The 24,519-nt window shown below is 60.0% G+C and carries 19 protein-coding genes, 1 tRNA gene, 1 other RNA gene and 1 riboswitch; of the genes, 13 read left to right on the forward strand and 8 right to left on the reverse strand.

Going from position 1 to position 24,519, the window contains the following annotated elements:
- Positions 1-125 precede the first annotated feature (125 nt).
- A tRNA-Leu gene (locus HSW_RS09315) sits at positions 126-207 on the forward strand.
- Positions 208-360: 153 nt separating this feature from the next.
- Positions 361-2,136, forward strand: a complete 1,776-nt coding sequence (locus HSW_RS22730; RefSeq protein ID WP_052346288.1) for a DUF4153 domain-containing protein — start codon at positions 361-363, stop codon at positions 2,134-2,136.
- A gap of 161 nt (positions 2,137-2,297) precedes the next feature.
- Here the strand turns inward: HSW_RS22730 and guaA are convergent, their stop codons facing one another.
- Positions 2,298-3,830, reverse strand: a complete 1,533-nt coding sequence (guaA, locus tag HSW_RS09325; protein ID WP_044001718.1) for a glutamine-hydrolyzing GMP synthase — start codon at positions 3,828-3,830, stop codon at positions 2,298-2,300.
- A gap of 329 nt (positions 3,831-4,159) precedes the next feature.
- Here guaA and HSW_RS09330 point away from each other — a divergent pair, with 329 nt between their 5' ends.
- The 6 genes from HSW_RS09330 to HSW_RS09350 all read left to right on the forward strand — a co-directional run bounded on the left by HSW_RS09330 (position 4,160) and on the right by HSW_RS09350 (position 7,814).
- Positions 4,160-4,633, forward strand: a complete 474-nt coding sequence (locus HSW_RS09330) for a carboxypeptidase-like regulatory domain-containing protein (RefSeq protein ID WP_197031982.1) — start codon at positions 4,160-4,162, stop codon at positions 4,631-4,633.
- Between the two features lie 126 nt (positions 4,634-4,759).
- Positions 4,760-4,856, forward strand: an RNA gene (gene ffs, locus HSW_RS23465) — signal recognition particle sRNA small type.
- Positions 4,857-5,080: 224 nt separating this feature from the next.
- Positions 5,081-5,737: a fructose-6-phosphate aldolase gene (fsa, locus tag HSW_RS09335; protein WP_044001720.1), complete on the forward strand. Its 657-nt coding sequence runs from the start codon at positions 5,081-5,083 to the stop codon at positions 5,735-5,737.
- Positions 5,738-5,832: 95 nt separating this feature from the next.
- Complete coding sequence (locus tag HSW_RS09340; RefSeq protein ID WP_044001721.1) at positions 5,833-6,036, forward strand: hypothetical protein; 204 nt, start codon at positions 5,833-5,835, stop codon at positions 6,034-6,036.
- A gap of 62 nt (positions 6,037-6,098) precedes the next feature.
- Positions 6,099-6,788: a cell division ATP-binding protein FtsE gene (locus tag HSW_RS09345; RefSeq protein WP_044001722.1), complete on the forward strand. Its 690-nt coding sequence runs from the start codon at positions 6,099-6,101 to the stop codon at positions 6,786-6,788.
- Positions 6,789-6,923: 135 nt separating this feature from the next.
- On the forward strand, positions 6,924-7,814 hold the full coding sequence (locus HSW_RS09350; RefSeq protein WP_044001723.1) for a glycosyltransferase family 2 protein: 891 nt from the start codon (positions 6,924-6,926) through the stop codon (positions 7,812-7,814).
- Between the two features lie 64 nt (positions 7,815-7,878).
- Here the strand turns inward: HSW_RS09350 and HSW_RS09355 are convergent, their stop codons facing one another.
- Positions 7,879-8,757 carry a DUF6565 domain-containing protein gene (locus tag HSW_RS09355; protein ID WP_044001724.1) on the reverse strand — a complete coding sequence of 293 codons (879 nt, stop codon included), beginning with the start codon at positions 8,755-8,757 and terminating at the stop codon, positions 7,879-7,881.
- A 148-nt stretch (positions 8,758-8,905) separates the two neighbouring features.
- Between HSW_RS09355 and HSW_RS09360 the strand changes: the two genes are divergently transcribed.
- Positions 8,906-10,081: a DegT/DnrJ/EryC1/StrS family aminotransferase gene (locus HSW_RS09360; protein ID WP_044001725.1), complete on the forward strand. Its 1,176-nt coding sequence runs from the start codon at positions 8,906-8,908 to the stop codon at positions 10,079-10,081.
- An 89-nt stretch (positions 10,082-10,170) separates the two neighbouring features.
- Entirely contained in the window at positions 10,171-10,980 is an 810-nt protein-coding gene (locus tag HSW_RS09365; RefSeq protein ID WP_044001726.1) for a M48 family metalloprotease, read from the forward strand.
- 96 nt (positions 10,981-11,076) lie between these two features.
- On the opposite strand, the gene HSW_RS09370 is transcribed toward HSW_RS09365, so the two are convergent.
- The gene (locus HSW_RS09370) at positions 11,077-11,793 is read right to left on the reverse strand and encodes a M48 family metallopeptidase (protein ID WP_044001727.1); all 717 of its coding nucleotides are present in this window, start codon (positions 11,791-11,793) and stop codon (positions 11,077-11,079) included.
- Between the two features lie 219 nt (positions 11,794-12,012).
- Between HSW_RS09370 and HSW_RS09375 the strand changes: the two genes are divergently transcribed.
- On the forward strand, positions 12,013-13,080 hold the full coding sequence (locus HSW_RS09375) for a Gfo/Idh/MocA family protein (RefSeq protein ID WP_052346802.1): 1,068 nt from the start codon (positions 12,013-12,015) through the stop codon (positions 13,078-13,080).
- 523 nt (positions 13,081-13,603) lie between these two features.
- Positions 13,604-14,344, forward strand: a complete 741-nt coding sequence (locus HSW_RS09380; RefSeq protein ID WP_044001728.1) for an EcsC family protein — start codon at positions 13,604-13,606, stop codon at positions 14,342-14,344.
- A gap of 148 nt (positions 14,345-14,492) precedes the next feature.
- Here the strand turns inward: HSW_RS09380 and HSW_RS09385 are convergent, their stop codons facing one another.
- Positions 14,493-14,960 carry a guided entry of tail-anchored proteins factor 1 gene (locus tag HSW_RS09385; RefSeq protein WP_044001729.1) on the reverse strand — a complete coding sequence of 156 codons (468 nt, stop codon included), beginning with the start codon at positions 14,958-14,960 and terminating at the stop codon, positions 14,493-14,495.
- A 305-nt stretch (positions 14,961-15,265) separates the two neighbouring features.
- A riboswitch (SAM riboswitch) is annotated at positions 15,266-15,358 on the forward strand.
- Between the two features lie 301 nt (positions 15,359-15,659).
- Between HSW_RS09385 and HSW_RS09390 the strand changes: the two genes are divergently transcribed.
- Positions 15,660-17,117, forward strand: coding sequence for an amino acid permease (locus tag HSW_RS09390; RefSeq protein ID WP_044001730.1), 1,458 nt, complete (start codon positions 15,660-15,662; stop codon positions 17,115-17,117).
- Positions 17,118-17,200: 83 nt separating this feature from the next.
- Here the strand turns inward: HSW_RS09390 and HSW_RS25080 are convergent, their stop codons facing one another.
- The 4 genes from HSW_RS25080 to HSW_RS09410 all read right to left on the reverse strand — a co-directional run bounded on the left by HSW_RS25080 (position 17,201) and on the right by HSW_RS09410 (position 24,311).
- The gene (locus HSW_RS25080) at positions 17,201-18,712 is read right to left on the reverse strand and encodes a TSUP family transporter (RefSeq protein WP_052346289.1); all 1,512 of its coding nucleotides are present in this window, start codon (positions 18,710-18,712) and stop codon (positions 17,201-17,203) included.
- A gap of 201 nt (positions 18,713-18,913) precedes the next feature.
- Positions 18,914-20,629 carry an NADPH-dependent assimilatory sulfite reductase hemoprotein subunit gene (locus tag HSW_RS09400; protein WP_044001731.1) on the reverse strand — a complete coding sequence of 572 codons (1,716 nt, stop codon included), beginning with the start codon at positions 20,627-20,629 and terminating at the stop codon, positions 18,914-18,916.
- 5 nt (positions 20,630-20,634) lie between these two features.
- Complete coding sequence (locus HSW_RS09405; RefSeq protein WP_197031983.1) at positions 20,635-21,375, reverse strand: DUF2490 domain-containing protein; 741 nt, start codon at positions 21,373-21,375, stop codon at positions 20,635-20,637.
- A gap of 32 nt (positions 21,376-21,407) precedes the next feature.
- Positions 21,408-24,311, reverse strand: coding sequence for a TonB-dependent receptor (locus tag HSW_RS09410; RefSeq protein WP_081768341.1), 2,904 nt, complete (start codon positions 24,309-24,311; stop codon positions 21,408-21,410).
- Between the last annotated feature and the right edge of the window lie 208 nt (positions 24,312-24,519).

A 24,519-nucleotide genomic window follows, 5' to 3' on the forward strand; every position in this document is an offset into this window, starting at 1 on the left:
CGGTAAAAAACGGGACTGGCCTTGCACCCTTGCCGGCAACCCTCTACTTTTGTCATCGATTCGCCGCCTCAGTGAATCCGGAAGCAACAGCTTCTGCTAGAGTAACAGGAGTGCCATCAGCATCTGCGCACGTGGTGAAACTGGTAGACACGCCATCTTGAGGGGGTGGTGCCTTCGGGTGTGGGAGTTCGAATCTCCCCGCGCGCACTCTTGAAAAAAGCCGCTTTGGTCTGCCGAAGCGGCTTTTTTTGTGCCCGGCTCCCACTGCAAACCGGCAGCAAAAACGCAGGTGCCTATCCGGCCGAAGTATAGCGAAGCTGCTATGCTTTTCGTTTCTTGAAGGCCGATTCTCGTGTTTTCATGAAACTACCCTCTCTGCAGCAACTGGCTGCCGAAGCGGCCCGCGTGGTGCGGCGCTTTCCTTTCACGTTGCTATGCGCCGTTGTGTTGTGCGGAACTGGCATCTATACCAACCACCTCAACTATCAGCAGCGGCAGCACCTAGAGTGGCTGTTTCCGTTGCTGTCGGCGGCGGGGTTAGGCTTATCGGGCACGTTGGCGGTGGCTCTCACGGCCGAGCGATATTACTGGCGGCCGGCGCTGCGTTGGGGCGCGTTGGCGGCGGTGCTGGGGCTGCTGGCAGTCTGGTACGCCGTGGCTCCCACCGAACCCACTTCGGAGTGGGGCGCGCGGCTGGCCTTGCTGCTGTTGGGTACGCACTTGACCGTAGCCGCCGGCCCCTACCTCTCCGAGCTGCGCCGCCAAGCCGATACGCCGGGTTTCTGGCGCTACAACGAAACTCTGTTCCTGCGCATCCTTACGGCCGGGCTGTATTCCGGGGTACTGTTTGCGGGCTGCGCGTTGGCCTTGGTAGCCGTCGAAAACCTGTTTTTCGTGGATATCAAGCCGCGGGTTTATGCCGATTTGTTTGTGGTGCTCGGCTCCGTCTTCAACACTTGGTTTTTCCTAGCCGGGGTGCCGCACGACTTCGCGGCGCTGGAGCAGGAAACCAGCTACCCCAAGGGCCTAAAGGTATTTACCCAATTCGTGCTGTTGCCGCTGGTGGTGCTGTACCTAGGCATTCTGTACGCCTACCTAGGCCGGATTCTGCTGCTCCAGGCGCTGCCGCAGGGCTGGGTATCGATGCTGGTGCTGGCCTTGGCTATGGCCGGTATCTTTGCGCTGCTGCTGATTCATCCTATCCGCCACGCCGCCGAAAACACCTGGATTCGCACCTTCGGGCGGTGGTTTTACCTGGCGCTATTTCCGTTGCTAGGGTTGCTGGCCGTGGCCATAAGCACCCGCATCCGGGCCTACGGCATCACCGAGGAGCGGTATTTCGTGCTGGTGCTGGCCGCCTGGCTATTCGGCATTGCCCTCTACTTTCTGGCGCGGCGCGGGCAGGGTATCATTTGGATTCCGGCTTCCCTGGCGGTGGTGGCGTTGCTAGCGGCCGGTGGGCCGTGGGGAGCGTTTGCCGTGGCCCAGCGCAGCCAACTCAACCAACTACGTGAAATCAGCATGCAGTACAAGTTGCTGAAAGATGGGAAGCTGGATGGAGCGGGGAAGCGGGTGCCTAATTTGCCCAAAGAAGCCCGCAAGCGCATTAATTCGGTGTTTGACTTCTTCGCAGATCGGGAAGATGTGGAAAAGCTGCAACCGCTGTTTGCCACAAAGCTTGTCTTGCCCGGTTCACTTCAAAACAAGCCCAGATGGTTGCATACGTATCACCGAACCAAACAACTCCACACTATCAGCGGGTTGCCAGAGTGGAATGAGTACGGAGCAGATGCCATAGATAACACGCACTTTTCTTTTACTACTGAGCACTTGGATGCTCAGCCACTGGGCCAGGGCCGGTGTTGGCTGCGCACATTGGACTTATCAACGTACCAAAGGCTGAAGGATGTAAACCAAGCAGAATTTACACTCCGTGAGGGCACCTTTCAGCTAGTAAAAACTCCTCAAGGCCAGTATCTGGAGTTGAGGAAGCAGACGGATTTGAACAGTTGGAAGCCTGTTCTAAAAATGAATATGGCGGCATTTTGTGATTCATTGATAGAATATAGCGGTGACTCTGATTTTACTTCAGTCCCCCTTACCAGCGCAGCGACTTACCCTGCATATTCGCAATAAGCAGGTGGTGTTGCATCTGTATCTGAGTGATATAGATAGAATGAAGACTGAGGCAACTGGCAGTCAAGAGTACACCTACGGTGGAGATGCACTACTGGAAGTAAAATAGAGAAGGCCCGGAGTGTGCAATACACTCCGGGCCTTCTCTATTTTACAGTGAATTATTCCCACTCAATTGTGGCTGGTGGCTTCGAAGAAATATCGTACACCACGCGGTTGATGCCGCGCACCTGGTTGATGATTTTGTTGCTCACCTCAGCCAGGAACTCGTAGGGCAGGTGGGCCCAGTCGGCCGTCATGCCGTCTACGCTGGTAACAGCGCGCAGGGCCACTACCCGCTCATAGGTCCGCTCGTCGCCCATTACGCCTACGCTTTGCACCGGCAGCAGCATTACGCCGGCCTGCCATACTTTTTCGTAGAGGCCGTGCTCTTTCAGGCCGTTGATGAAGATGGCGTCGGCACGTTGGAGCAAATCCACTTTCTCGGGCGTGATGTCGCCGAGGATGCGGATGCCCAGACCGGGGCCAGGGAAGGGGTGGCGGTGCAGAATGTGCGCGGGCAGCTCCAGGGTGTGGCCTACTTCGCGCACCTCATCCTTGAACAAGGCCCGCAGCGGCTCCACAATTTGCAGGTTCATCTTCTCGGGCAAACCACCCACGTTGTGGTGGCTCTTGATGGTCACGGAAGAGCCGTGCACCGACACCGACTCGATTACGTCGGGGTAGATGGTACCCTGGGCCAGCCAGCGCGCGCCTTCCACTTTCTGCGCTTCCCGGTCGAACACCTCAATGAAGGTGCGGCCGATGGCTTTGCGCTTCTGCTCGGGGTCAGTCAGGCCTGCCAACGCGTCGTAGAACTCCTGGGAGGCATCCACGCCCTGCACGTTCAGCCCCAGGCCCTGGTAGGAGTGGAGCACCTGCTCATATTCATCCTTACGCAGCAGCCCGTTATTTACGAAAATGCCGTGCAGGCGTTTACCAATGGCCTTGTGCAGCAGCAGCGCCGCCACACTGGAATCCACGCCGCCGGAAAGGCCTAGAATTACCTGATCCTGCTCGCCGATGGTACGCTGCAGGGTTTCCACCATGCTGTCCACGAAGTGCTCGGGGGTCCAGCTCTGGTCGAGCCCGCAGATGTTCACCACGAAGTTCTGGAGCAGCGTTTTGCCGTCCGTCGAGTGCGTGACTTCGGGGTGGAACTGGATGCCGTAGGTTTCCTGGCCCTGAATTTTGAAGGCAGCTACGGCCACTTCCGGGGTGCTGGCTACAATATCAAAGCCTTGGGGCAGCGTCTTAATCGTGTCGCCGTGCGACATCCAGACCTGCGACTCGGTGGGCACGCCGTGCAGCAGCGGGCTTTCGTGGTGCACGCGGCTGAGGCGGGCGCGGCCGTACTCGCGGATGGTGGCCGGTAGCACTTCGCCGCCCTGCTGGTGGGCCAGCAGCTGCGCGCCGTAGCACACGCCCAGCACCGGCACTTGGCCCAGGTAGGCGCTCAGGTCGGGGCTAGGTGAGTCGGCGTCGCGCACGGAGCACGGGGAGCCCGAAAGCACAACGCCCCGGATATCCTCAGTGAGGGCCGGGGCGTGGTTATACGGATGAATTTCGCAGTAAACGTTCAGCTCCCGGATGCGCCGGGCAATGAGCTGGGTGTACTGCGACCCAAAATCGAGAATCAGAATTTGTTGTGGCATGGGCAAAAGTAGCGCGCAGATTTCAGACCTGCCGCACCCAACTGGTTTTTTCTGCGCGGTGTGTCTGGCCGCGGGCTCATCTTCGTCAGCTACCAGTTGGGGATAAAACAGGCTCGTTCCAAAGTCACAGAGCAGGTCTTCTGAGGTAGTGCCGGTGTTATTTGAATACGGCTATATAAAGCGTAGTAGCGGATTGTACAGGCAGTATCCTATTGATTTCTGAGGTCAGTACTAGTCACAAATGGCCACCAGATTGCCTTGACTACCGCCCGCCAATGCCTGACCTTTGGAATGGTCAGTGTTTCCAACCCTTCCCTCACTTCTTTCCCATGCGTTCATCTCTACCGCTACTCGCGTTATCGTCGCTGGGAGCATTGGCGCTATCGATGCCGGCCCAGGCCCAACAGACTGTCGCTACCCCGGAGTCAGCCGTTCCGGCCACCAAAGCCACAGAGTTGCTGGCCGAGGCGGTACCTGCACCCTTGCCCGTTGAGACTCCCAAGCCCGTCAAAAAAACGCTGGCCGGCAATGTGGTGGACGAATGGGGTAACCCGCTGATGGGAGCCACCGTGATGGTGCTCGGCGACCAGCTGCATTCCGTCAGCACCAACTCGGCCGGCGACTACCTGCTGCCGACTACCGGAGCCGCGCCGGTAGTACGCGTGAGTTTTGCCGGCTACCAGGACGCGGAGCGCGTGGCCCGTGGCCCGGCCGACCTGCTGTTTAAGCTGGAGCCCATTGAAGACTATAAGCGCAACCTCAAAAAGCGTAGTAAAGCCGCCACCAAAGCCTGGAAACGGTAGCCGAAACGCGGTAAAACGAGGCTGTGTGAAAAAAAAGCCGCTGATACTCTTGTTGATACCCGCGTCACCGGAAAAAAGATTGGGCGCAGCGCACCAAACGGGTTCAAGGCGTGCGTATCTTTGCACTCGGCGAGTCAGAACGACCAGCTCCTGTTGAACTCCCCCAGGACCGGAAGGTAGCAAGGGTAGACGGTTGAGCGGTGCGATTTTGGCTCGCTTTTTTTTGCTCAAATTTTGCAAATAAAGGCGGATTTCGCGGAGTTTGCAGACCTCATATACCCCCTGTTAAAAACCAAGGAAGCGGCTCATAGGGCCGCTTCCTTGGTTTTGATGCTTTATGCCTGCTGCTGTACGATAAATTAGGCCACCACGCAATCTGCCTGATCTGCCTGATCTGCAAAATCTGTGATTAGCTTTGCGCGCATTATTGTTTCCCAACCTTCCCGCATGAAATTTTTCATTGACACCGCCAACCTGAAGGAAATTCAGGAAGCCGTAGAGCTTGGTGTGCTCGACGGCGTGACTACCAATCCTTCGCTGATGGCCAAAGAAGGCATCAAAGGCACCGATGCCGTGCTGTCGCACTACCGCCAGATCTGCGAAATCGTGGACGGCGATGTGTCGGCGGAGGTTATTGCCACCGATTTTGAGGGCATGATCCGGGAAGGGGAGGCGCTGGCCGATCTGCACCCCAATATTGTGGTGAAGGTGCCCATGATCCGAGACGGGGTGAAAGCCATCCGTTACTTCTCCGATAAAGGTATCAAAACCAACTGCACGCTGATTTTCTCGGCCGGTCAGGCGCTGCTGGCTGCCAAAGCCGGCGCTACCTACGTGTCGCCCTTCGTGGGCCGCCTCGATGATATCGGGCACGACGGCCTGCAACTGGTGCAGCAGATCGTGGACATCTTCTCGAACTACGGCTACCCCACCCAGGTGCTGGCCGCCTCGGTGCGCCATGTACCCCACCTGATTCAGTGCGCCGAGCTGGGCGCCGACGTGGTGACCTGCCCGCTGAACGTCATCACCGGCCTGCTCAACCACCCCCTCACTGACAAAGGCTTAGCCACCTTCCTGGCCGACCACAAGAAGGTAAACGGGTAACTTTTCGTAATGTGTGAAATGTGAAAGATGTGTTGAATGTGCTGAAAGGACATTTTCACATTTTTCACATTTTCACATTTCCCACATTATCGCCGATGTACATCATCAAAGTAAAAGGCAAGGCCAAGATTCCGGACTACATCCAACTTCGGGACGAGCAGTTCGTACTCATTGCCTACTTCCGCGCCGACCGGCCCCTGAAGGATCTGCACCGCTACGGGCTGGAAGGCAAGGAAGAACCCCTGGCAGCCGTTATTGCCAGTCTGGCATTCGGCAAGCTGCAGAAACTGGAGGTATAGGTTTTGTCTGACGGCCTTGCGGCGCGCCCGTTTTTTTGCTGTTTTCCCAAGTTCCCTGAGCCATGACCGTATTAGAGCTGCATGACGCATACATTATGCAGGACGTGAATACAGTACTGCAAAAGGTCACGTTTGCGCTGGAAAAAGGGGAATTTGCTTACCTGGTGGGCCGCACGGGCTCGGGAAAAAGCTCGTTGCTCAAAACCCTGTATGCCGATCTGCCCCTGCCTGCCGGCACCGGCGCCGTAGCCGGCTTTGCGCTGCCCAAAAAGGGCGTGACCGACAAAGTGCCTTTTCTGCGCCGGAAGCTGGGCATCATTTTCCAAGATTTCCAGTTGCTCTTCGATCGGTCGGTGGCTGATAACCTGCTGTTTGTACTGAATGCTACCGGCTGGAAGGGTAAGGCCCGCAAGCAGCAGCGTATTTCGGAGGTGCTCATGCGCGTGGGATTGGCCAACGTGGCCAGCAAGATGCCCCACCAGCTTTCCGGCGGCGAGCAGCAGCGCGTAGTTATTGCTCGGGCGCTGCTCAACGAGCCGCTGCTGCTGCTGGCCGACGAGCCCACCGGCAACCTTGACCCCGACGTGGCTGACAGCATCATGCGCCTGTTCGTGGAAATCAACAACGCTGGCACGGCCGTGCTCATGGCCACTCACAACTACCAACTGATTCAGCAGTATCCGCGCCGGGTGCTCAAGTGTGAACAGGGCCAGTTAATTGATTCCGCCGTGACGCCCTTTACGCTGGGGTAACCCGACGCATTCTTCAGGCAGCCAACTTATAGGCACTAAAAATTCTGGCTCCTGACAACCTTCCGGCCGGTATCGGACTCCTGGCTAAAAGCCAGGCCAATAATAACCGGCGGCAAAATCCTTTCTTACTTGTGCATGACGGGGCTTTCGGTACTGATTCCAGTGTTTAATTGTGACGTGCGGCCGTTGGTGCGCACCTTGCTGGCACAGGCGCAGGACTGGCACGGCCCCGTAGAAATTTGGTGTCTGGATGACGGCTCCCGCGAGGAATTCCGGCTGCGTAACCAGGAACTGGGCCAGTTGCCAAACGTAATGTACCAGGAGCTAAGGCAGAATGTTGGGCGGGCCGCTATCCGGAACCAGCTGGCCGCTGCCGCCCAACACGAATGGCTGCTGCTGCTGGATAACGACAGCCTACTGCCCGACGACCAGTTTCTGGCCCGGTACGCAGCGGCCCGCCATAAGGCTCCGGTACTATCGGGCGGCACTGCGTATGAGTCGGCGCCACCGAGGGAGGCCGATTTGCGGCTGCGGTGGTTATATGGCCGGCACCGGGAGGCCCGCCCTGCCGCCGTGCGCCAGCAGAGTCCTCACGGTCAGCTCACGCTCAATAATCTGCTGATCAGGGCAGACTTGTTCCGGCAGCTGGGACTGGATGAAAAGCTGACACGCTACGGCCACGAGGATACCAAGTTTGGCTGGCTGCTACGCCGCTCCGGTATTAACGTTTTTCATCTGGACAACCCGGTGCTGCATGATGGGCTGGAGCCGGCCCCGGTATTCCTGCAAAAAACCCACGACGCCGTGCGCAACCTAGTGCAGCTCTACCGCGCCGAAGGTCTGGGTGCCGATACCAAACTGCTGCAAGCGGCTCTGCGACTAAAGCGTTGGGGCCTGAGCGAAGCGGTCCGTACGGCCTTTGGGCTGCGCCGGGAGCAGGTGCGGCGCAACCTGCTTTCCAATCGGCCTAGTTTGCGCCAGCTGGATGCCCTGAAGTTATATTGGCTGCTGGACGAGTTGCGGTAGAAGTCGCCCAAAATAAAAAAAGCGGATGCCGACAGGGCACCCGCTTTTCATTGATGGCAAAGGCCTAGTCGTTATCGGTATTCTTGACTTCTGACTTTGCTTCTTTAAAAGCACCTTTTACGGCACCGCCTACTTTCTTGCCGGCATCTTTTACGTCGGAAGCAGTATTGCTGGCCGCGCGGCCCACGGCAGAACGCTCATCCTGCGTTTCAGCAGCTACGTTTTCTGCGCCGCGCTCCGTAGCATCGGCCCCCTGAGCGGCGCGGGCTTCGGCTTTGTCGTAGGATTTGAAGGCGGCGTATTTCAGCTTCTCCTTCTGGATTTCAGCCAAATCACGCGCCGGAATGTCCTTTTTTACCTGGTCGTAGGCCTCATCCAGTGCGCGCCACTCCGCGTTGATATTGCGCCAGTCGTTGATGTCGTACTTATCCTCGTTGGCTTTGATGTCGTTCACAAACGCTTCGTAGGTCTGGCGGGCATTGGCGGCAGTAACGCGGCTGGCCGGCGACGTAGGCTTGTAGTACTTGCCCATCGTCATGGCACCGGCCGAAGCTGTCCCCGTCATGGCAGCGGTAGCACCCGGACGGTTTTTCCAGGTCATTTCGCGCTTGTCGTAGGCCGTGGTGTAGCGGGTGCGCAGTAGCTCAATTTCCTGCCGCCGGGCCTCGTCGTACTGGTCGGCATATTTATCCACGGAAGCTACTTTGGCATCAAAATCCGACTTTAGCTGGGCGGTTTCCCGGTCATAATCGGCCTCAGCTTCGTTGGCTACGGCATCCACCTTGGCTTCGGTATCCGAAACGAACGTCTTAAAGTCGTTGTACGCCTGGTCGCTATCAGCAGATACTTCCTGCTTTTGGGCTTGGTTGCAACTGGTGAAGGTAGTGCCGCCCAGCAGCATGGCCGCGGCAAGTGCCTGGAGGGTGAGAGTTTTGCGGATCATAGTAGCAGGGGTAGGATGGGAGAGAGAGAAATGGAGCCCGCACGCAGGAGCCGGCTTTTGTTCCGGGTAACGCAACTGTCGCGTGTGTGGTTGCGGCGGGCCGGCCGGGTATGACCGGTTGATGCGGGCTCCTATCTTTGGGCTATCCATGTCTGATTTTGCCTTCGTGCCCGCTTCCGTTCCGCCTTCGCTCATTCAGTTACTTGATCTGACTGCCCAGCACGCGCCCATCCGAACCGACCTGGACGCGGCCCTAAGGGCTACGCTGGAGCAAGGCACGTTTATTCAGGGGCCAGCCGTGGGGGAATTTGCGCAGGAGCTGAGTCGGTTTATGGGCGGGCCGCATGTCATCCCCTGTGCCAACGGTACCGACGCGCTGCAACTGGCCCTGATGAGCCTGAAGTTGCCGGCCGGCACGGAAGTAATTGTCCCGGCCTTCACGTATGTGGCCACGCTGGAAGCGGCGGCCGTGCTGGGACTGGTGCCGGTGCCGGTGGATGTGCGGCCTGATACCTTCAACCTCGATGCTGCCGCTGTGGCGGCTGCCATTACGCCCCGTACTGGTGCCGTTATAGCGGTACATCTGTTCGGGCAGTGTGCTGATCTGGAAGTGTTGCGCCACTTAACCAGCCGCCACGGCGTGGCGCTGATTGAGGACAATGCGCAGGCCATTGGCGCTACGTTTACCACCAGTTCCGGCGAAGTCTGGATGGCCGGTACGGTGGGGGAGGCCGGTACTACCTCGTTTTTTCCCAGTAAGAACTTAGGCGGTTTCGGCGACGGTGGCGCACTATTTACGCAGGATGCGGAACGTGCCGCCTATCTGCGTCAACTGGCCAACCACGGCCAGAGCCGCAAATACCACCACCAGCACATCGGCCTCAACTCGCGCCTCGATACCCTGCAAGCCGCCTTGCTCCGCGTGAAGCTGCCGCACCTTCCCGGTTGGACAGCAGCCCGCCAGCGCGTGGCCGCTCACTACAATGCGCTGCTGACGGATGTACCCGGCGTGCAGGTTCCGGCGCGCGACCCGCGCAGCACGCACGTTTTCCACCAATACACCCTCACAGTAGCCGATGCGCCCGGTCGCCGCGACGCGCTGCAGCAACACCTGGAGCGTCATGGTGTACCTAGCGCGGTGTATTATCCGCTGCCCAACCATCGGCAGCCGGCTTACGCGTATTTAGGGTACCGGGAGGGGCAGTTTCCGGTGGCGGAGCGGTTGTGTCGTACGGTGCTGTCGTTGCCCATGCACCCAACGCTTACGGAGGCACAGGTAGCGTATATCGGTGCTGTTGTTCGGGGCTGGGCCGAGGGGCAGTAAGCCGCTTGGCCCGGCATCGGGGCCTGAGTTGGCACCGTTTTTTCTTTTGCCCGTATGAGTACTTCATTTTGACCTTAGCTTCCTCCCGCATGCGCCGTTCTTTTCTGCCGCTCCTACTGCCGCTGGCCGGCGTAGCTGCCCTTACCACCGCCGCCATCAACAAGCCGGCTCAGGGCTTCAGCCTGTTTTCCATCGACCAGGATATTGCCTTAGGGGCACAGGTAGCGCGCCAAACCGATTCTCTGTACCAAGCCAAGGGCCAACTCATGACCCGCGCTGGTAATGCCCGCGCTTACCAGTTGCTGGATGGTGTGGTGAAGCGCGTGCTGGACAACGGCAACGTGAAGTACCGCACCCAATTTCCGTGGGACGTGAAGCTCATCAAGGATGACGCTACTCAAAATGCCTTTGCTACGCCCGGTGGCCACATTTACGTATTTACGGGCCTGGTGAAGTTCCTGGATAATGAAAGCCAGCTGGCCGGTATTCTGGGCCACGAAATTGCCCACGCCGACCGTCGGCACAGCACCCAGATGCTGCAGAAGCAGTATGGTACCAGCCTGTTGTTAGGGCTGCTGTTGGGCAACCGCTCCTCGGGCCAGCTGGTGCAGATTGCCGCCGGCCTGGGGCAGCTCAAGTTCAGCCGTGCCTATGAGGTAGAGGCCGATAAGTATTCCACCATTTACCTCAACGGCACCCGCTACTACGCCTGCGACGGGGCGGCGGGCTTCTTCATCAAGGCCGAAAAGCAGGGCAGCGGCGGTACGCCGGAGTTCCTGAGTACCCACCCCAACCCCGGCTCCCGTATCAGCAGCATCCAGAAAAGCGCGCAGCAGCTGGGCTGCACCAACCGCAACGTCAGCAACACCAACTTCACCGAGCTGAAGCGAATACTCTAATTGCTGGCATTGTTTGTCATTCCGAGCGGAGCGAGGAATCTGGGGAGTCGCCTAACGGTTGTCCCGGATTCCTCATTCCGCTCGGAATGACCGTTTTCAGTCGGCATCCGATGGGGTGCCGGGAGCCAGATGCACGCGGTTCAGCTCGGCCTTGTGCGTGCGCCAGTCGGGCATGAATTGGTCCATAAGGCCCCAGAAACGGGCGTTGTGCAGCCGCTCATGCAGGTGCGTCAGCTCGTGTACCACCACGTATTCCAGACAAAGTAGCGGGCGTTTCATTAGCTCCAGGTTCAGCCAGATGCGCCGCGCCCCGATGTTACAGGTGCCCCAACGGGTGCGCATCTGCTTCACGCCCCAGCTGGCGGCCGGCCGGCCCACTACCGGTTCCCATTTTAGGAGTAATTCCGGCACCAGCTGCTTCAGCTGCTGTCGATAAAAGGCCACTAATACCGCTTCCCGCTGTGCTGCGCTGCTGTCGGCGGGCACGCGTAGGCGGAGCTGGCCAGCGGTTTCGTCCAGTGTCACGTGGGCGCGGCCGGTTTCCACTACCAGTTCGTAAGCGCGGCCCTGGTACGGGTATTGCTCGCCGGAGGTATAGTGCAGGCTGGGCCGGGGTTCCCGGGTGGAAAACTGCTGCTGGTGTTTCTCAATCCAGGCGCGGCGGGCGGTTATAAACTGCTCCACTGCCGCCACCGACGTGTGCAAGGGCACAGCTACCCGAATTCGCCCGCCGGCGTATACCGTTAGGCGCAGGCTGCGCATGCGTTTGCGCACAAGGTCTATTTCGAAGCCGGCAATAGTGGTAAGGGACATAGAGACACCAAAGATACGGCTACCAGTTCGAGTGAAAGGTCGACCTGTCAGTCTGAGCAGTGTGAAGGACCTTACTATGGTTGAACAAGTTGCTAGCATGCTTATCGTTTTGCTGTCAGTAGGTCCTTCGCGCTGCTGCGGATGACGACTTACCCCCACTTTTCGCAGAACCGACCGTTTTTTCGCAGTTTGCGGGCTGTATTATCCAACTCGTGTCCAGTGCCCGTTTCTGCTGCTGTTTCTCCGGTTCGTTTTGTTATCTGCGGTGTGGGCCACATCGGCCGCCGCCACGCCGCGCTGGTGGCCCGGCACCCGGAGGCGCATTTAGCGGCCTTGGTGGACGCGCGGCCGGAGCTGGCCGCCGAGTTGGCCCAGGAGTTTCCGGGCGTGCCGTTTTATGCTTCCCTCCATGACTACCTCGCCCACGGCCCCGCCGCCGAGGTGCTGACGGTGGCCACGCCCAACGGCCTGCACGCGTCCCAGGCTCAACAGGGCTTGCGGGCGGGTTTACACGTTGTCATCGAAAAACCCATGGCCTTGCGCACCACCGATGCCCAAGCGGTGGTAGAAGTAGCCCGGCAAACCGGCCGGCTGGTGTTTGGGGTGATGCAGAACCGCTATTCGCCGCCGGCTGCCTGGCTGAAGCAGGTGATGGACGAAGGCCGCCTCGGGCAGGTACACATAGTGCAGCTCAACTGCTTCTGGAACCGCGACGAGCGGTACTATACGCCCGGCAGCTGGCACGGCACCCAGGCCCTCGACGGCGGCACGCTGTTCACGCAGTTCAGCCATTTCGTGGATTTGCTGTTCTGGGTGTTCGGCGACATCACCAACCTCGCGGCCCGCTTCCGCAACTTCAACCACGCCGGCCTCACCGAATTCGAGGACAGCGGCCTTATCACGTTTGATCTGGTACGCGGTGGCTCTGGTACCCTGCAATACAGCACCGCCGTCTGGGACCGAAACCTGGAAAGCTCCCTCACGGTGGTGGCTGAGCACGGCAGTCTGCGCCTCGGTGGTCAGTACATGGACAAAGTAGACTACTGCCACCTGCGCGACTACACCATGCCCGAACTTGCGCCCACCAACCCCGCCAACCAGTATGGCCCTTACCAGGGCTCGGCCGCCAACCACGTCCACGTTATCGACAACGTAGTGGATACTCTCCGCCAGCGCGGCCAGGCCACCACTAATGCGCTGGAGGGCCTAAAAGTGGTGGAAATGATTGAGCGGATATATGCTGTAAAAAGCCCTGAACGATTCTCTCAGATACAAGAAGCGGGTTGATAGCGCAGCCGCTGCGCTGGCATGAGTGGCTGATACTGGGTGCCTACGCCTCGCTTGTGGCTTGGCCGGCAGTTCCGGTCAGGCTGCTGGCTAAATCCTCGACGCTTACACCCGGCGCTCAGGAAGCAATGGGGTTGTTCCTGGCAGGATTTACGGTAAGGTTAGCCATGCTGACATTCTCACCGGGCACACGGTATCGGAACATCTATTTTTCGGTGGCTTGGTTGGGGTTGAGCATTTGGTTGATGATAAAAAGCCACGGAATTGCCATCGAACCAGTAGCGCTGTTGCTGTTGTATCACGCGGTTCGTGGGTATTTCTGGTGGAATCATCAGCGCGAATTTGTTCCGGCCAGTGTTGGTCGGAATAAGTATTATCGGAAGTATTATCAGTTGGAAAAGCGACACGGCTCATTGGAGGATACCCGATACACTAAGTTCTGGTTCCGGGTGGGAATGGTGGTACTTTTCGCTTCGTGGCTGCTACCGCTACATTTCGTTTCAGATCCAACCTGTACACCGCCATGTCTCTACCGACCGACCAGCAAGCCCTGACTGAACTACGCGCCTGGCAGCGGCAGATGCAGCAGAAGCCCACGCTGCTGAACCGCGTTACGCGCCGGGTGCAGGCGCGGCTGAATGCGCTGTTGCCGGAAAAAGTGCACGTCGCCATTACTGCGGCCATTCAGAAAATGGTGCAGGGCGTGCTCTTCGGCTCCACGCACACTACCCAGCGGCCGGTGTTGGAAGGCACGCTGCAGGAGCGGGAAGAGCGGGTGCGGGCCCGTATCCGGGCGTACCGTAACACGGCGGCCCTGGAAGGTGGTGTGACCGGAGCCGGCGGCTTCCTGCTGGGCCTCGCCGATTTTCCGCTGCTGCTGGGCATCAAGCTCAAGCTGCTATTCGATATTGCGGCCCTCTATGGCCACGACGTACGCAGTTTTCCCGAGCGGCTCTACCTGCTGCACATCTTTCAGCTGGCCTTCAGCAGCCAGCACACCCGCCGCGAAACCTACCAACAGCTAGCAGCATGGCCCGAAACGCAGCAAACCGTCACGGCCGAAACCTTCGACTGGCGCACCTTCCAGCAGGAGTACCGCGACTATATCGACCTGGCTAAGCTGGCCCAACTGGTGCCGGTGATTGGGGCAGCAGTGGGGGCCGTGGCCAACTATCGGCTGCTGGCGCAGCTCGGCGAAACAGCCATCATGTGCTACCGGCTGCGGTGGTTTGCCGAGGAGAATCTCTTGTCGGAAAAACCGTAGAAGCACGGCTCTTAGCATCAAGGTTTGCGAATGGTATTTAGCCAGCAAAGGTTCAACCATTCAATTATACGACACGAAGCATCACGTTGCTACAACCAAAAAAGCCCCGACGGAAACGCCGGGGCTTTTTGCACGATGGGAGAGAGAGTTAGCTTTTACCTTGTTTTGCACCCGGCTTCATGCCTTGCCGGTGAGCTTTGTGCTTGGCCATTTTATCTGCCTGCAGCTGCGCGTACTTAGCATATTGGTCAGCGCTCAGGATTTGTTTGAGCTGGGCTTCGTACTGTGCTTTTTCAGCCTTCATGGCCTCGTGATGCTGCTTTTTGTCGGTGCCAGTGGAGGTTCCGGCCTGCGCCTTGTGGGCCTGCATCTGGCGGGCCCGGTCGAGGTGGAGCTGGCGAACCTGGGCCGTTTGGGCAGCTGAGAGGCCAAGCTGCTTGGTGAGGGCCTGAGCAGCGTGGTCGGCGCGCTGCTCAGGCGTTTTGGGGGCTTTGTCGCCGTGCATCTTACCTCCTTTCATGTGCTGGCCGTGGGCGGCTTTAACGGGCGTCGTCTGGGCCGAGGCAGCAGCGGCGGAAAGGGAGAAGGCAGCGAGAAGGATGAGGAGCTTTTTCATGAGGCTATGCGGAGGAAGTTGTATCGGTGAAAGCAGTGCGCCGTTGCCTGAACTGGCAAGCGGGCTGCTACAAGGGTAATTACAACTCCGGTGCCAGTTTTGACATAACTGGGCCAAAACTGGCCTTCGTGAAAATTTAAATTTTTTGATTAAACCTTCGTTTCCAGGCCGCGTCGCGGGATTTTTGACGGTGTGGAGAGGTGTATTATTGGGTGAGGCCAGCGTACCACCAGTTGCTTCCTGGTTGCGGGGGCAGCAATCTGGCTTTACCTTTGCCCCATCAATTCTTTCTAGCCAAAGGATTGTTTTTATACAGAGGCGCTGAGAGACAGGCTCGATGACGCGTCGGCAACCACCCGCAAGCTGCGGAACGGTGCCAATTCCTGACCATATAAAAACAAGTTGCCGTGCGCTTTCTGCCCTGCTTATCAGCCCGTGTTGCCGTTTCTGCCGCCGCTTTGCGCCCCTCGGGCATGGCCGCAGCCTGTTGTAGCCCGCGTTGTTGTAGCTAACCCCTAGTCCAAAGTGCGCGCGCCAGTTGGTGCCCGCCGTTTCCCGATACTGCTGCGCTGAAGTTGGTTCCGTTGCTGGTTTTCTGCCATCCGGGGCCGTGGTGGCTCCGGCAGATTCGGGCCGCTTTATCCGTTTGCTTCCCTCTTCTTTTACGACCTGTCGGGCCGATGTCCGACGCACCTAATTATGCTCAGAAAATCACTGGAACTGCTGCGGCAGGAGGCGGCCGAAACCGGCGCCGGAACGCTTAAACGAAGTCTGAACGGCTTCAACCTCATCACCATCGGCATCGGCGTGATTATCGGAGCAGGCTTGTTCTCGCTCACCGGTATTGCCGCCGCCAACAACGCCGGTCCGGCCGTGACGCTCTCGTTTGTGGTGGCGGCAGTGGGCTGCGCTTTTTCGGCGCTGTGCTACGCCGAGTTTGCCTCCATGGTGCCCGTGGCCGGCTCGGCCTACACCTATGCCTACGCTACCATGGGCGAACTGTTTGCCTGGATTATCGGCTGGGATTTGGTGCTCGAATACTCGGTGGGCGCGGCCACCGTGGCCATCAGCTGGTCGCAGTACCTGCTCAAATTCCTGAGCAAATACGGCATCATTGTGCCGCCGCAGCTGGTGATGTCGCCGTTTGAAACAGCTACGCTGGCCGACGGCAGTATTGTGCACGGCTTCGTCAACATTCCAGCTATGTTGATCGTGTTGGCCATCACCCTGATTATCATTCGCGGTACGTCGGGTTCGGCGTGGTTTAACGCGCTGGTGGTTACACTGAAGGTGTCGGTGGTGCTAGTGTTCATTGCGTTAGGCTGGCAGTACATCGACCCGGCCAATTACCAACCCTACATTCCGCAGAACACCGGCACCTTTGGCGAGTTCGGCTGGAGCGGGATTCTGCGCGGGGCGGGCGTGGTGTTCTTCGTGTTCATCGGCTTCGACATTGTGGCCACCATGGCCCAGGAAACCAAGAATCCGCAGCGTAACATGCCCATTGGCATCATTGGCTCGCTCGTTATCTGCACTATTCTGTTCGTGCTCTTCGGGCACGTGATGACCGGCTTGGCCAACTACACCGAGTTCAAGAACAGCGCCGCGCCGGTGGCTATTGCCATCGAGAAAACGCCCTACGCCTGGCTGTCGTCGGCCGTAATTCTGGCCATCATCATCGGCTACACTTCCGTGATTCTGGTGGACTTGCTGGGCCAGAGCCGGGTGTTTTTCAGCATGGCAAAAGACGGCCTGCTGCCCCCGGTTTTTGCGCGCATTCACGAGCGGTTCCGCACGCCGCTGCAGTCGAATCTGCTGCTGGGGCTGTTCATTGCGCTGTTTGCCGGCTTCGTGCCGATTTCGGTGGTAGGTGAGATGACAAGCATCGGCACACTGCTGGCCTTCGTGATGGTGTGCGTGGGCATCCTGATCATGCGCAAGCGGGAGCCGGATGCGCCGCGCGGTTTTCGTACGCCTTTCGTGCCGCTGGTACCCATCCTCGGCATCCTGACCTGCGTGGTGATGATGCTGGCGCTGCCTTGGGAAACGTGGTTGCGGCTGGCGGTGTGGCTGGCTATCGGCCTGGCCATCTACTTCGGCTACGGCCGCAAGCACAGCAAACTGGGGCAGAATAATGCGGCGCAACAAGCTGCGTAAGTATCATCTTCGTTGACACAAAAGAGACCTGCCACATACATATGTAGCAGGTCTCTTTTGTGTCAACGAAGTAAGCAGGATAGTTACATGAACAGCTTCCGCAGTGCCCAGAGGCTCCAGACGATGACCATCAGGCCCACGCCCACAAACATCCAGCGCACGGGCAGTCGGCCGGCGAGGCGGGCGGCCAGCGGGGAGGCCGCTACTCCGCCCAGAATCAGACCCAGGATAATCTGCCAGTGCGAGATGCCTAGGGTGGCGAAGAACGTGACGGCGCTGGCAAACGTGACGAAAAACTCCGTGACGCTCACCGAGCCGATAACGTACTGCGGCGTGCGGCCCCCGGCAATGAGTGTGCTGGTCACGAGCGGCCCCCAGCCGCCCCCACCGAACGAATCGAGGAAGCCGCCGGCCGCGGCCAGTAGCCCCAGCTTCTTGTGCTTCTTGCGCGGGCCAGGCTTGCTGAACGCCTTGCTGATGATGCGAATACCTAAGAGGAGCAGATAAGCCGCCAGCAACGGCTTCACGTAGCCGGCATACGTTTCCCCGAATTTCGACAGCAGATACGCACCCGCAATGGCCCCCAGCACGCCCGGAATCAGGAGGGCCTTGAACAGGCGCTTGTTCACGTTGCCGAAGCGGTAATGGTGGTAGCCGGAGGCCCCGCTGGCAAACATTTCGGCGGTGTGGATGCTGGCACTCACGGCGGCGGGCGCAATGTTCAGGCTCATCAGACTAATGGCTGTGACCACGCCGTAGCCCATGCCCAGCAGCCCGTCAATGAGCTGCGCGCCGAAGCCGATAGCCACGAACAGCCAGAAGGTTTCGGCGTGGGTGGCTGCGCCCCACACCTGCGGCCAGGTGAAGTAGTAGCTCAGAATATTGAACACCAGCATAGCCGCAAAGGCCAGCAGCGCCCCGGTAGCAATTTTGCGCCACCGAGCCGCGGCGGGTGATTCGTAGGCCGGGCCGCCGGTCAGCTCGGCCGTGACGGCGTTCAGGGATTTTACCTTGAGGGCGAAGTCGCCGCCTACCTTCTCCCGAATCTGCGACATGCGTTGGAGCACGTCGTGCAGCTCGTCGGGAAGGGTGTGAGTGAGCATTTCGCGCAGGCGTTTGGCAATGGTGGGCGACTTGCCGTTGGTGCTGATGGCGATTTTCAGGTCGCCCTTCTGCACAATGGAGCCCAGGTAGAAGTCGCAGGCAGCGGGCGTGTCGGCCACGTTGCAGAGCAGGCGCTGGCGCGTGGCGTCAGCCTTGATCTGCAGGTTGAGGGCTTTGTCGTCGGTGGCCACAATCACCAGGTCGTGGCCGACGAGGTGGGTGAGGTCGTAGGGCTGTTCGCGCAGCTGCACGGCGGGGTGGCGAGCCGCCAGGGCCCGCAACTCGGCCCCAAACCAGGTGGCCACCACCGTTACGGCAGCGTTGGGGCTGTTAGCCAGCATGGCCGAGAGCTTTTCATGGCCCACAGCCCCGCCGCCCACCAGTAGCACGTGCAGCTGTTCCAGTTTCAGAAATACTGGAAACAGCCGGTTGCCATCGGGCACCGCCGGCGGCGGCTCGGTCTGGGTTAGGGCGTTGGTGGAAAGGGACATGGTGGTTGGTGATGGTTGGGGTCAGATGGAAGGGAAGGCAGAACAGCACTAACAGAACGTCATTCCGAGCGAAGGCAGAGCGAAGTCGAGGAATCTCGCGCGCAATGGTAATCCTGTCGTTAGAATTAGTTGCTACAACGTCAGCACGCGAGATTCCTCGCGCTGCTCGGAATGACGTGCTAATGTTGTTCGTTCTATCGGTTACTCGTGAAACGTCAGGCCGCTTTCGGTGGACTGCACGTAGCCCTGGCGGATGATGAAATCACCAAACCGCTCCTGGGGCTGGCGGTTCTGGGCGTAGTCGGCGAGCAGGGGCGTGAGCTCCCGCACGATGCCGTCTTCATCCAGCATTTCCTTGTAGAGCTTGTTCATCCGCTCCCCGTTGAAAGCGGCACCGAGGTACAGGTTGTAGCGGCCCACGGCCCGGCCCACCAGCCCGATTTCGCCGAGGTAGGGGCGGGCGCAGCCGTTGGGGCAGCCCGTCATCCGCAGCAGAATATCGTCCTGAGCCAGACCCTGTTGGCGAATCACCCGGTCCAATCTATCCAATAATTCCGGAAGATACCGCTCGGCCTCCGCGAAGGCCAGCGTGCAGGTGGGCAGGGCTACGCAGGCCAGCGCCCCGCGCCGCAGGGCCGTGTATTCCTTGCCGGCCTCGATGGCCACGCCGTGCTGCTGCAACACCGCCTGCACGCTCAGCCGGTGCTCGGGGGCAATGTTGGCGACGATGAGGTTCTGGTTGCCGGTGAGGCGGAAGTCGCCGGTGTGGAAGGCGGCAATTTCGCGCAAAGCGGTTTTGAGCGCGTAGCCGTCCCGGTCGAGGATGCGGCCGCCTTCCACGAACAGCGTGAGGTGGGCCCGGCCATCGGACTGGAGCGACCAGCCGTAGGCGTCGCCGGAGCTGCGGAACTGGTAGGGGCGGGCGGGCTCCAGCGGGTAGCCCAGGCGCGCGTCCAGCTCGGCTCGGAATACATCGAGGCCCACCCGGTCGAGGGTGTATTTGAGGCGGGAGAACTTGCGGTTTTCGCGGTTGCCCCAGTCGCGCTGAATCGTCACGATTTTCTCGCAGGCATCTACCACTTTCTCGGCGGGCACGAAGCCGATGATGTCGGCAAGGCGGGGGTAGGTGTCGGGCATGCCGAAGGTCATGCCCATGCCGCCGCCCACGGCCACGTTGAAGCCCACCAGCTGGCCCCGCTCCTCAATGGCAATCAGGCCCAGGTCGTTGGCGAAGATGTCGGTGTCGTTGTAAGGCGGGATGGCCAGGGCAATTTTGAACTTGCGGGGCAGGTAGGTTTTGCCGTAAATGGGCTCGGCGTCCTCCTCGCCCTCGTTGGGGACGCTGGTGAACTGCGGTTCCCCGTTTAGCCACAAATCCCAGTAGGCCGAGGTACGGGGCGTGAGGTGGGCGCTGATCTGCTTCGACACCTCGTACACGGCCGCGTGCAGGGGGCTTTCGTGCGGGTTGGGGTTACACATCACGTTGCGGTTCACATCGCCGCAGCCCGCAATGCTGTCGAGCAAAGCCTCGTTGAAGCCCTGGATGGTTTTTTTCAGGTCGCGCTTGAGCACGCCGTGCAGCTGAAAGGCCTGGCGGGTGGTGAGCTTAAGCGTGTGGTTGCCGTACTCATCGGCCAGCTTATCCATGCGCCGCCACTGGGCCGGCGAGGCAATGCCGCCCGGCACCCGCACCCGAATCATGAGCGAGTACAGCGGTTCCAGCTTCTGGCGCTTGCGCTCCGAGTCCAGGTCCCGGTCGGTTTGCTGGTAGGAGCCGTGGAACTTGATCAGGTGGGTATCGTCGGGGTAGAGGGCGCCGGTGAGCGGGTTCACGAGGCTTTCGGCCAGGGTGCCGCGCAGGTAGTTGCTGGCCTGCTTGACGTGCTCTACTTCGGAAAGTTTGGGGGTATCGGCCATGAGAATCAGGGTGCTGGGTTTGGCACCGGCACGGCCGGGGCCGTGGGGCGCAAATCGAAGTTGTGGAAGTAGAAAACCCGGATGGTATGCTGGTTCCGGTAGGTGCTGCCGGCCGGTAATTGCTGAAACAGGTGCATGTAGCCGGCATGGAGCTGCGCGTGCTTGTTGAGCGGGTACACCACGCCGGCAAACAGCCGGTTCTGGTCGAAATAATTCAGCCGAATTTCCTTGCCGAAATTCATCATCACCTCGTTGTTGAGCAGAAACTGCCAGCCGCCGGGCTCAAAACCCCGCTTGGTAAGCGGCAGAAACAGGGCGGCGTTGTAGCGGGTGCGGTAGTTGAAATCGAAGTCGTCGGTGCGCTCATTCTGCCGGATAGTGCGCCGGAATCGTTCTTCCAGCCGCACCCACTGCATCAGGCGGGCCTTCGGGAACTTGGTGAACCACTGCACCTGCTGCCAGGGACGGTGCTCGGGCTGGCCCACAGTGCGGGTGCCGTCGGGGAAGTGATGCACGTAGGCGTAGCCGCCGGTGAGGCGCACGTCATCGGTGAGGTAGTAGGTGAGGCCCACGCGCGCTACCGTCTGGAATTTGGCTTGCACGAAATGGTCGTGCAGGCGCAGGTGCAGGTCGGTCCAGCTGCCCCAGTGCTGCGAAAACCGGGTCTGGTTGAACACGCCCAGCCACGTCTGCTGCTCGCGCACGTACTGTTTCTGCGCTAGCAAAGGCCGGGTCAGAAGCAGCAAGCCACAAAAGAGAAGGAGCCGTTTCATCACACTTACCGCAGCACGGTGTTATCAAAGGTCAACGCCACGTAGTACAGGCCCCCGATGGTGGGGCCGGCGGCGTACTGGTAGTAGCGGTTGTTGAACAGGTTGGCCCCGCCGGCTTTGATGGTGGTTTTGAGGGCGGGCACGCGCACGTTCACCTGGGCATCCACGGTTTGGTAGGCGGGTACGCGGCCGTTGGCCAGGGGGCTTTCCCAGTAGAAGGTGCTCTGGTGACGCCACACCAGGTTGAAGCCCACGTTGCGCACAATTTCGCGGTTGCCGAAGCTCACGTTGGTGACCCAGTGCGGGGTGTTGAAGCCGGTCACGAAGATGTCGGGGGCGTTGTTGGCCGACAGGGCGTTGTAATTCACGTTGCCGCCCAGGGTATACTTCTGGTAGAAGTTGTAGGTGACGCCCAGGGTGGAGCCGTAGCTGCGGTAGTTGTTGCGGGCGTTGGTGTACACCCGGTACCGGTCCTGGCGGGCGGCGCGGTTGCTGTTGAGGGCGGCTAGCACGGCATCATCGGAGCCTACCTGCACCTGCTGACCGGCGGCGTTTTTGGGCACGCTCACCTCCACCTGGCCCAGGAAGCCGGAGTACACGTTGTAGTACGCGTCGGCGTCGATGGAGAGGCGGTTATCCAGTAGCACGCTGCGGTAGCCCATCTCGTAGGCGTTGATCTGCTCGGGCTGCTCGGTGGGCAGGTTGCCCACCTGCAGCACGCCCCGGATTTCGGGGCGCAGGGCGGCCTGGCTGGCGGTGGTGCCGGCGTTGGCGGCCACGTAGGCATTCACGGCGGCGTTGAACTTCGAAATAGACGCCAGCGTGTAGGAGTTGTCGAGGTAGTTCAGGCCCTCATTCACGCGGGCCAGACCGCCTACCCGGCGCACATTGCCGTTGTTCACGAACGACAGCGCCTCAAACAACGACGGGAAACGCCAGCCGTTCTGGTACGAGGCCCGGAAGTTGTGCAGGCCGCCGGCCGTGTACACCGCCGCCACCCGCGGGTTCAGCTTGGGGTTGAACTCGGGGTTGTAATCCAGGCGCAGCGAGGCGGTGAGCTTCAGGCGGTCCTGCAACAGGCGCTTGGTGGCCTGCCCGAAGCCCCCGATTTTCTTGTAGTACTGGTTCTGGCCGCCGGGCTGGGTGCGCTCAGTGAGCGGGCGGCTGAAATCCACGAAGTTGTTGCCGTCCGGAATCACCTCATACAGGCGGGCATCGGCCCCCAGCAGCACATCGGCAAATTTCACCCGCGGGCCCAGGTTCCAGATGGCGTCGGAGTGGTAGGTGCGGCTGCGCTGGGTGAGGGCGGCCCCACCCGGAATGGGCGCGCCGGGCACGTTCACGCCGCTGTCCCAGTTGTTGGTTTTCACAATCTGGGCTTTCAGCGCATCGAAGGCGGGCGTACCGGGCACGGCGCGGCCGGCGTCGGCCACGGTGCGGGCCTGCTGCATGGCCTGGGCCAGGGTGGCCCCGCCGCTCAGCTGGCTTTGCAGCTCGGCCTTAAACTTGTTGCCCCAGGCGGCGTTGGAGCCGTTCTGCAGGTCCAGGTTCAGGGCCAGGGGGTTGAGGTTGTAGGAGTTGCCGGTGTTTTCGACCAGCATGTAGGCCCGGGCCGTGAAGTTCTCGCCCTTCAGCTCCACCTTGTGGTTTTGCACCGTCACGCCGTCGAGCTGAATCTTGTTGCCGCGCTGGAACACGCCGTCCATCAGCCCGAACCGGTAGCCGTAGCTCAGCTCCAGCTTATCGGTGAGCTTGTAGTGCAGGCTGGCGTCGGCCTTTATATTGCGCACGATGGGGTTGGTGAGGTCCCGCTCGTAGTAGCCGGTGCGGCGCACGTTGAAGGTTTCGTTGCGGCCGTTGTAGGGGATGGTGATGCTCACGTTGCCGGCGTTGTCGTCGCCGTAGCGGTTCCAGAGGTCGGCGGCGGGGTTGTTGGCCCCGCTCAGCTCGGGGAAGCGCGGGTTAGCCGAAGCCAGGTTTTGCGGGTTCTGGTCGTTCTGGGTGTTGGCAAGCCAGTCGGTGCCGCGCAGGAAGCTGCCGTTCACCTTGTAGGCCCAGCGGCCCGAAGCGCCCAGGCTCTGGGCCCAGCGCACGGCCGTTTCCGTCAGCACGCTTGGGTCCCGGTCTTTGCCATCCACGTGGTTTACGCCCACCTTCTGGTACACACTCAGGCCCTGGTAGTTGAAGGGGCTTTTGGTGGTAAGGTTGGCCATGCCGTTGATGGCGTTCATGCCGTAGAGGGCCGAGGCCGCGCCGGGCGTAATTTCCACCGAAGCTACGTCCAGCTCGGTGGGCCCGATGGCGTTGCCCAGCGGCACGCCCAACGTGGCCGCCTGCATATCTACCCCGTCCACCAGCTGCATAAAGCGGAAGTTGTTGGGGATGTTGAAGCCGCGGGTGTTGGGCACTTTGAACGTAAGCGAGCTGGTGGTCATCTGCACGCCCTTCACGTTTTCCAGCGCGTCATAAAAGCTGGGGGCCGGGGTTTCCTTGATGGCCCGGATGTCGAGCTTTTCAATGGCCACCGGCGAGGTCAGCCGGCTTTCCTCCACCCGCGACGCCGATACCACCACCTCGTTCATCGACACGGCCTTCGACTCCAGCTGCACGCTGATGGGCTGGCTGCCGCTGGCAATTTCCAGCTCCCGCGACTCGTAGCCCAGCGTGTTGAACACCAGCGTAAACGGAAACCGCAGCTTAGCCTTCAGGGCAAACTGGCCGTTGCCGTCGCTGAGCGTGCCGGTAGTGCCGCCCTTCACAATAACGCTCACGCCCGGCAGCGGCTCGCCGGTAGTTTTTTCGCGCACGGTGCCGCTCACCGAAATTAGGGCCTCCTGGGCGTGCAGGCCGGTGGCGCTGGCGGCAACCAGCGCCGGTACTAGAAAGGAAGAGGAGAGAAGATGTTTCATGTATGTTTTTACAAGGGGAGAAAGAACCCGGGGCGGGGCAGACGGCAGGCCGGCGCAGCCTCCGCGCCCGGGGCGCAGCGGCCGTTACCGGCTACAACATCGTCTTGGAAAAACAGCGGACATGGAACGGAAGAAGAGTTTTAGAGCTAGCTCCCCTCCTTGGAAAGGAGGGGTTGGGGGTGGTTGATTTTTAGGGCTAAAAACTAGA

Origin of the sequence: Hymenobacter swuensis DY53, from assembly GCF_000576555.1 — a bacterium.
In the GTDB taxonomy this organism is placed as follows: Bacteria; Bacteroidota; Bacteroidia; order Cytophagales; family Hymenobacteraceae; genus Hymenobacter; species Hymenobacter swuensis.

Bases quoted from the DNA above. Each gene is read 5' to 3' on its own strand.
- HSW_RS22730 (WP_052346288.1), top strand. From the start codon at position 361: ATGAAACTACCCTCTCTGCAGCAACTGGCTGCCGAAGCGGCCCGCGTG.
- guaA (WP_044001718.1), bottom strand. From the start codon at position 3,830: ATGCCACAACAAATTCTGATTCTCGATTTTGGGTCGCAGTACACCCAG.
- HSW_RS09330 (WP_197031982.1), top strand. From the start codon at position 4,160: ATGCGTTCATCTCTACCGCTACTCGCGTTATCGTCGCTGGGAGCATTG.
- fsa (WP_044001720.1), top strand. From the start codon at position 5,081: ATGAAATTTTTCATTGACACCGCCAACCTGAAGGAAATTCAGGAAGCC.
- HSW_RS09340 (WP_044001721.1), top strand. From the start codon at position 5,833: ATGTACATCATCAAAGTAAAAGGCAAGGCCAAGATTCCGGACTACATC.
- HSW_RS09345 (WP_044001722.1), top strand. From the start codon at position 6,099: ATGACCGTATTAGAGCTGCATGACGCATACATTATGCAGGACGTGAAT.
- HSW_RS09350 (WP_044001723.1), top strand. From the start codon at position 6,924: ATGACGGGGCTTTCGGTACTGATTCCAGTGTTTAATTGTGACGTGCGG.
- HSW_RS09355 (WP_044001724.1), bottom strand. From the start codon at position 8,757: ATGATCCGCAAAACTCTCACCCTCCAGGCACTTGCCGCGGCCATGCTG.
- HSW_RS09360 (WP_044001725.1), top strand. From the start codon at position 8,906: ATGTCTGATTTTGCCTTCGTGCCCGCTTCCGTTCCGCCTTCGCTCATT.
- HSW_RS09365 (WP_044001726.1), top strand. From the start codon at position 10,171: ATGCGCCGTTCTTTTCTGCCGCTCCTACTGCCGCTGGCCGGCGTAGCT.
- HSW_RS09370 (WP_044001727.1), bottom strand. From the start codon at position 11,793: ATGTCCCTTACCACTATTGCCGGCTTCGAAATAGACCTTGTGCGCAAA.
- HSW_RS09380 (WP_044001728.1), top strand. From the start codon at position 13,604: ATGTCTCTACCGACCGACCAGCAAGCCCTGACTGAACTACGCGCCTGG.
- HSW_RS09385 (WP_044001729.1), bottom strand. From the start codon at position 14,960: ATGAAAAAGCTCCTCATCCTTCTCGCTGCCTTCTCCCTTTCCGCCGCT.
- HSW_RS09390 (WP_044001730.1), top strand. From the start codon at position 15,660: ATGCTCAGAAAATCACTGGAACTGCTGCGGCAGGAGGCGGCCGAAACC.
- HSW_RS25080 (WP_052346289.1), bottom strand. From the start codon at position 18,712: ATGTCCCTTTCCACCAACGCCCTAACCCAGACCGAGCCGCCGCCGGCG.
- HSW_RS09400 (WP_044001731.1), bottom strand. From the start codon at position 20,629: ATGGCCGATACCCCCAAACTTTCCGAAGTAGAGCACGTCAAGCAGGCC.
- HSW_RS09410 (WP_081768341.1), bottom strand. From the start codon at position 24,311: ATGAAACATCTTCTCTCCTCTTCCTTTCTAGTACCGGCGCTGGTTGCC.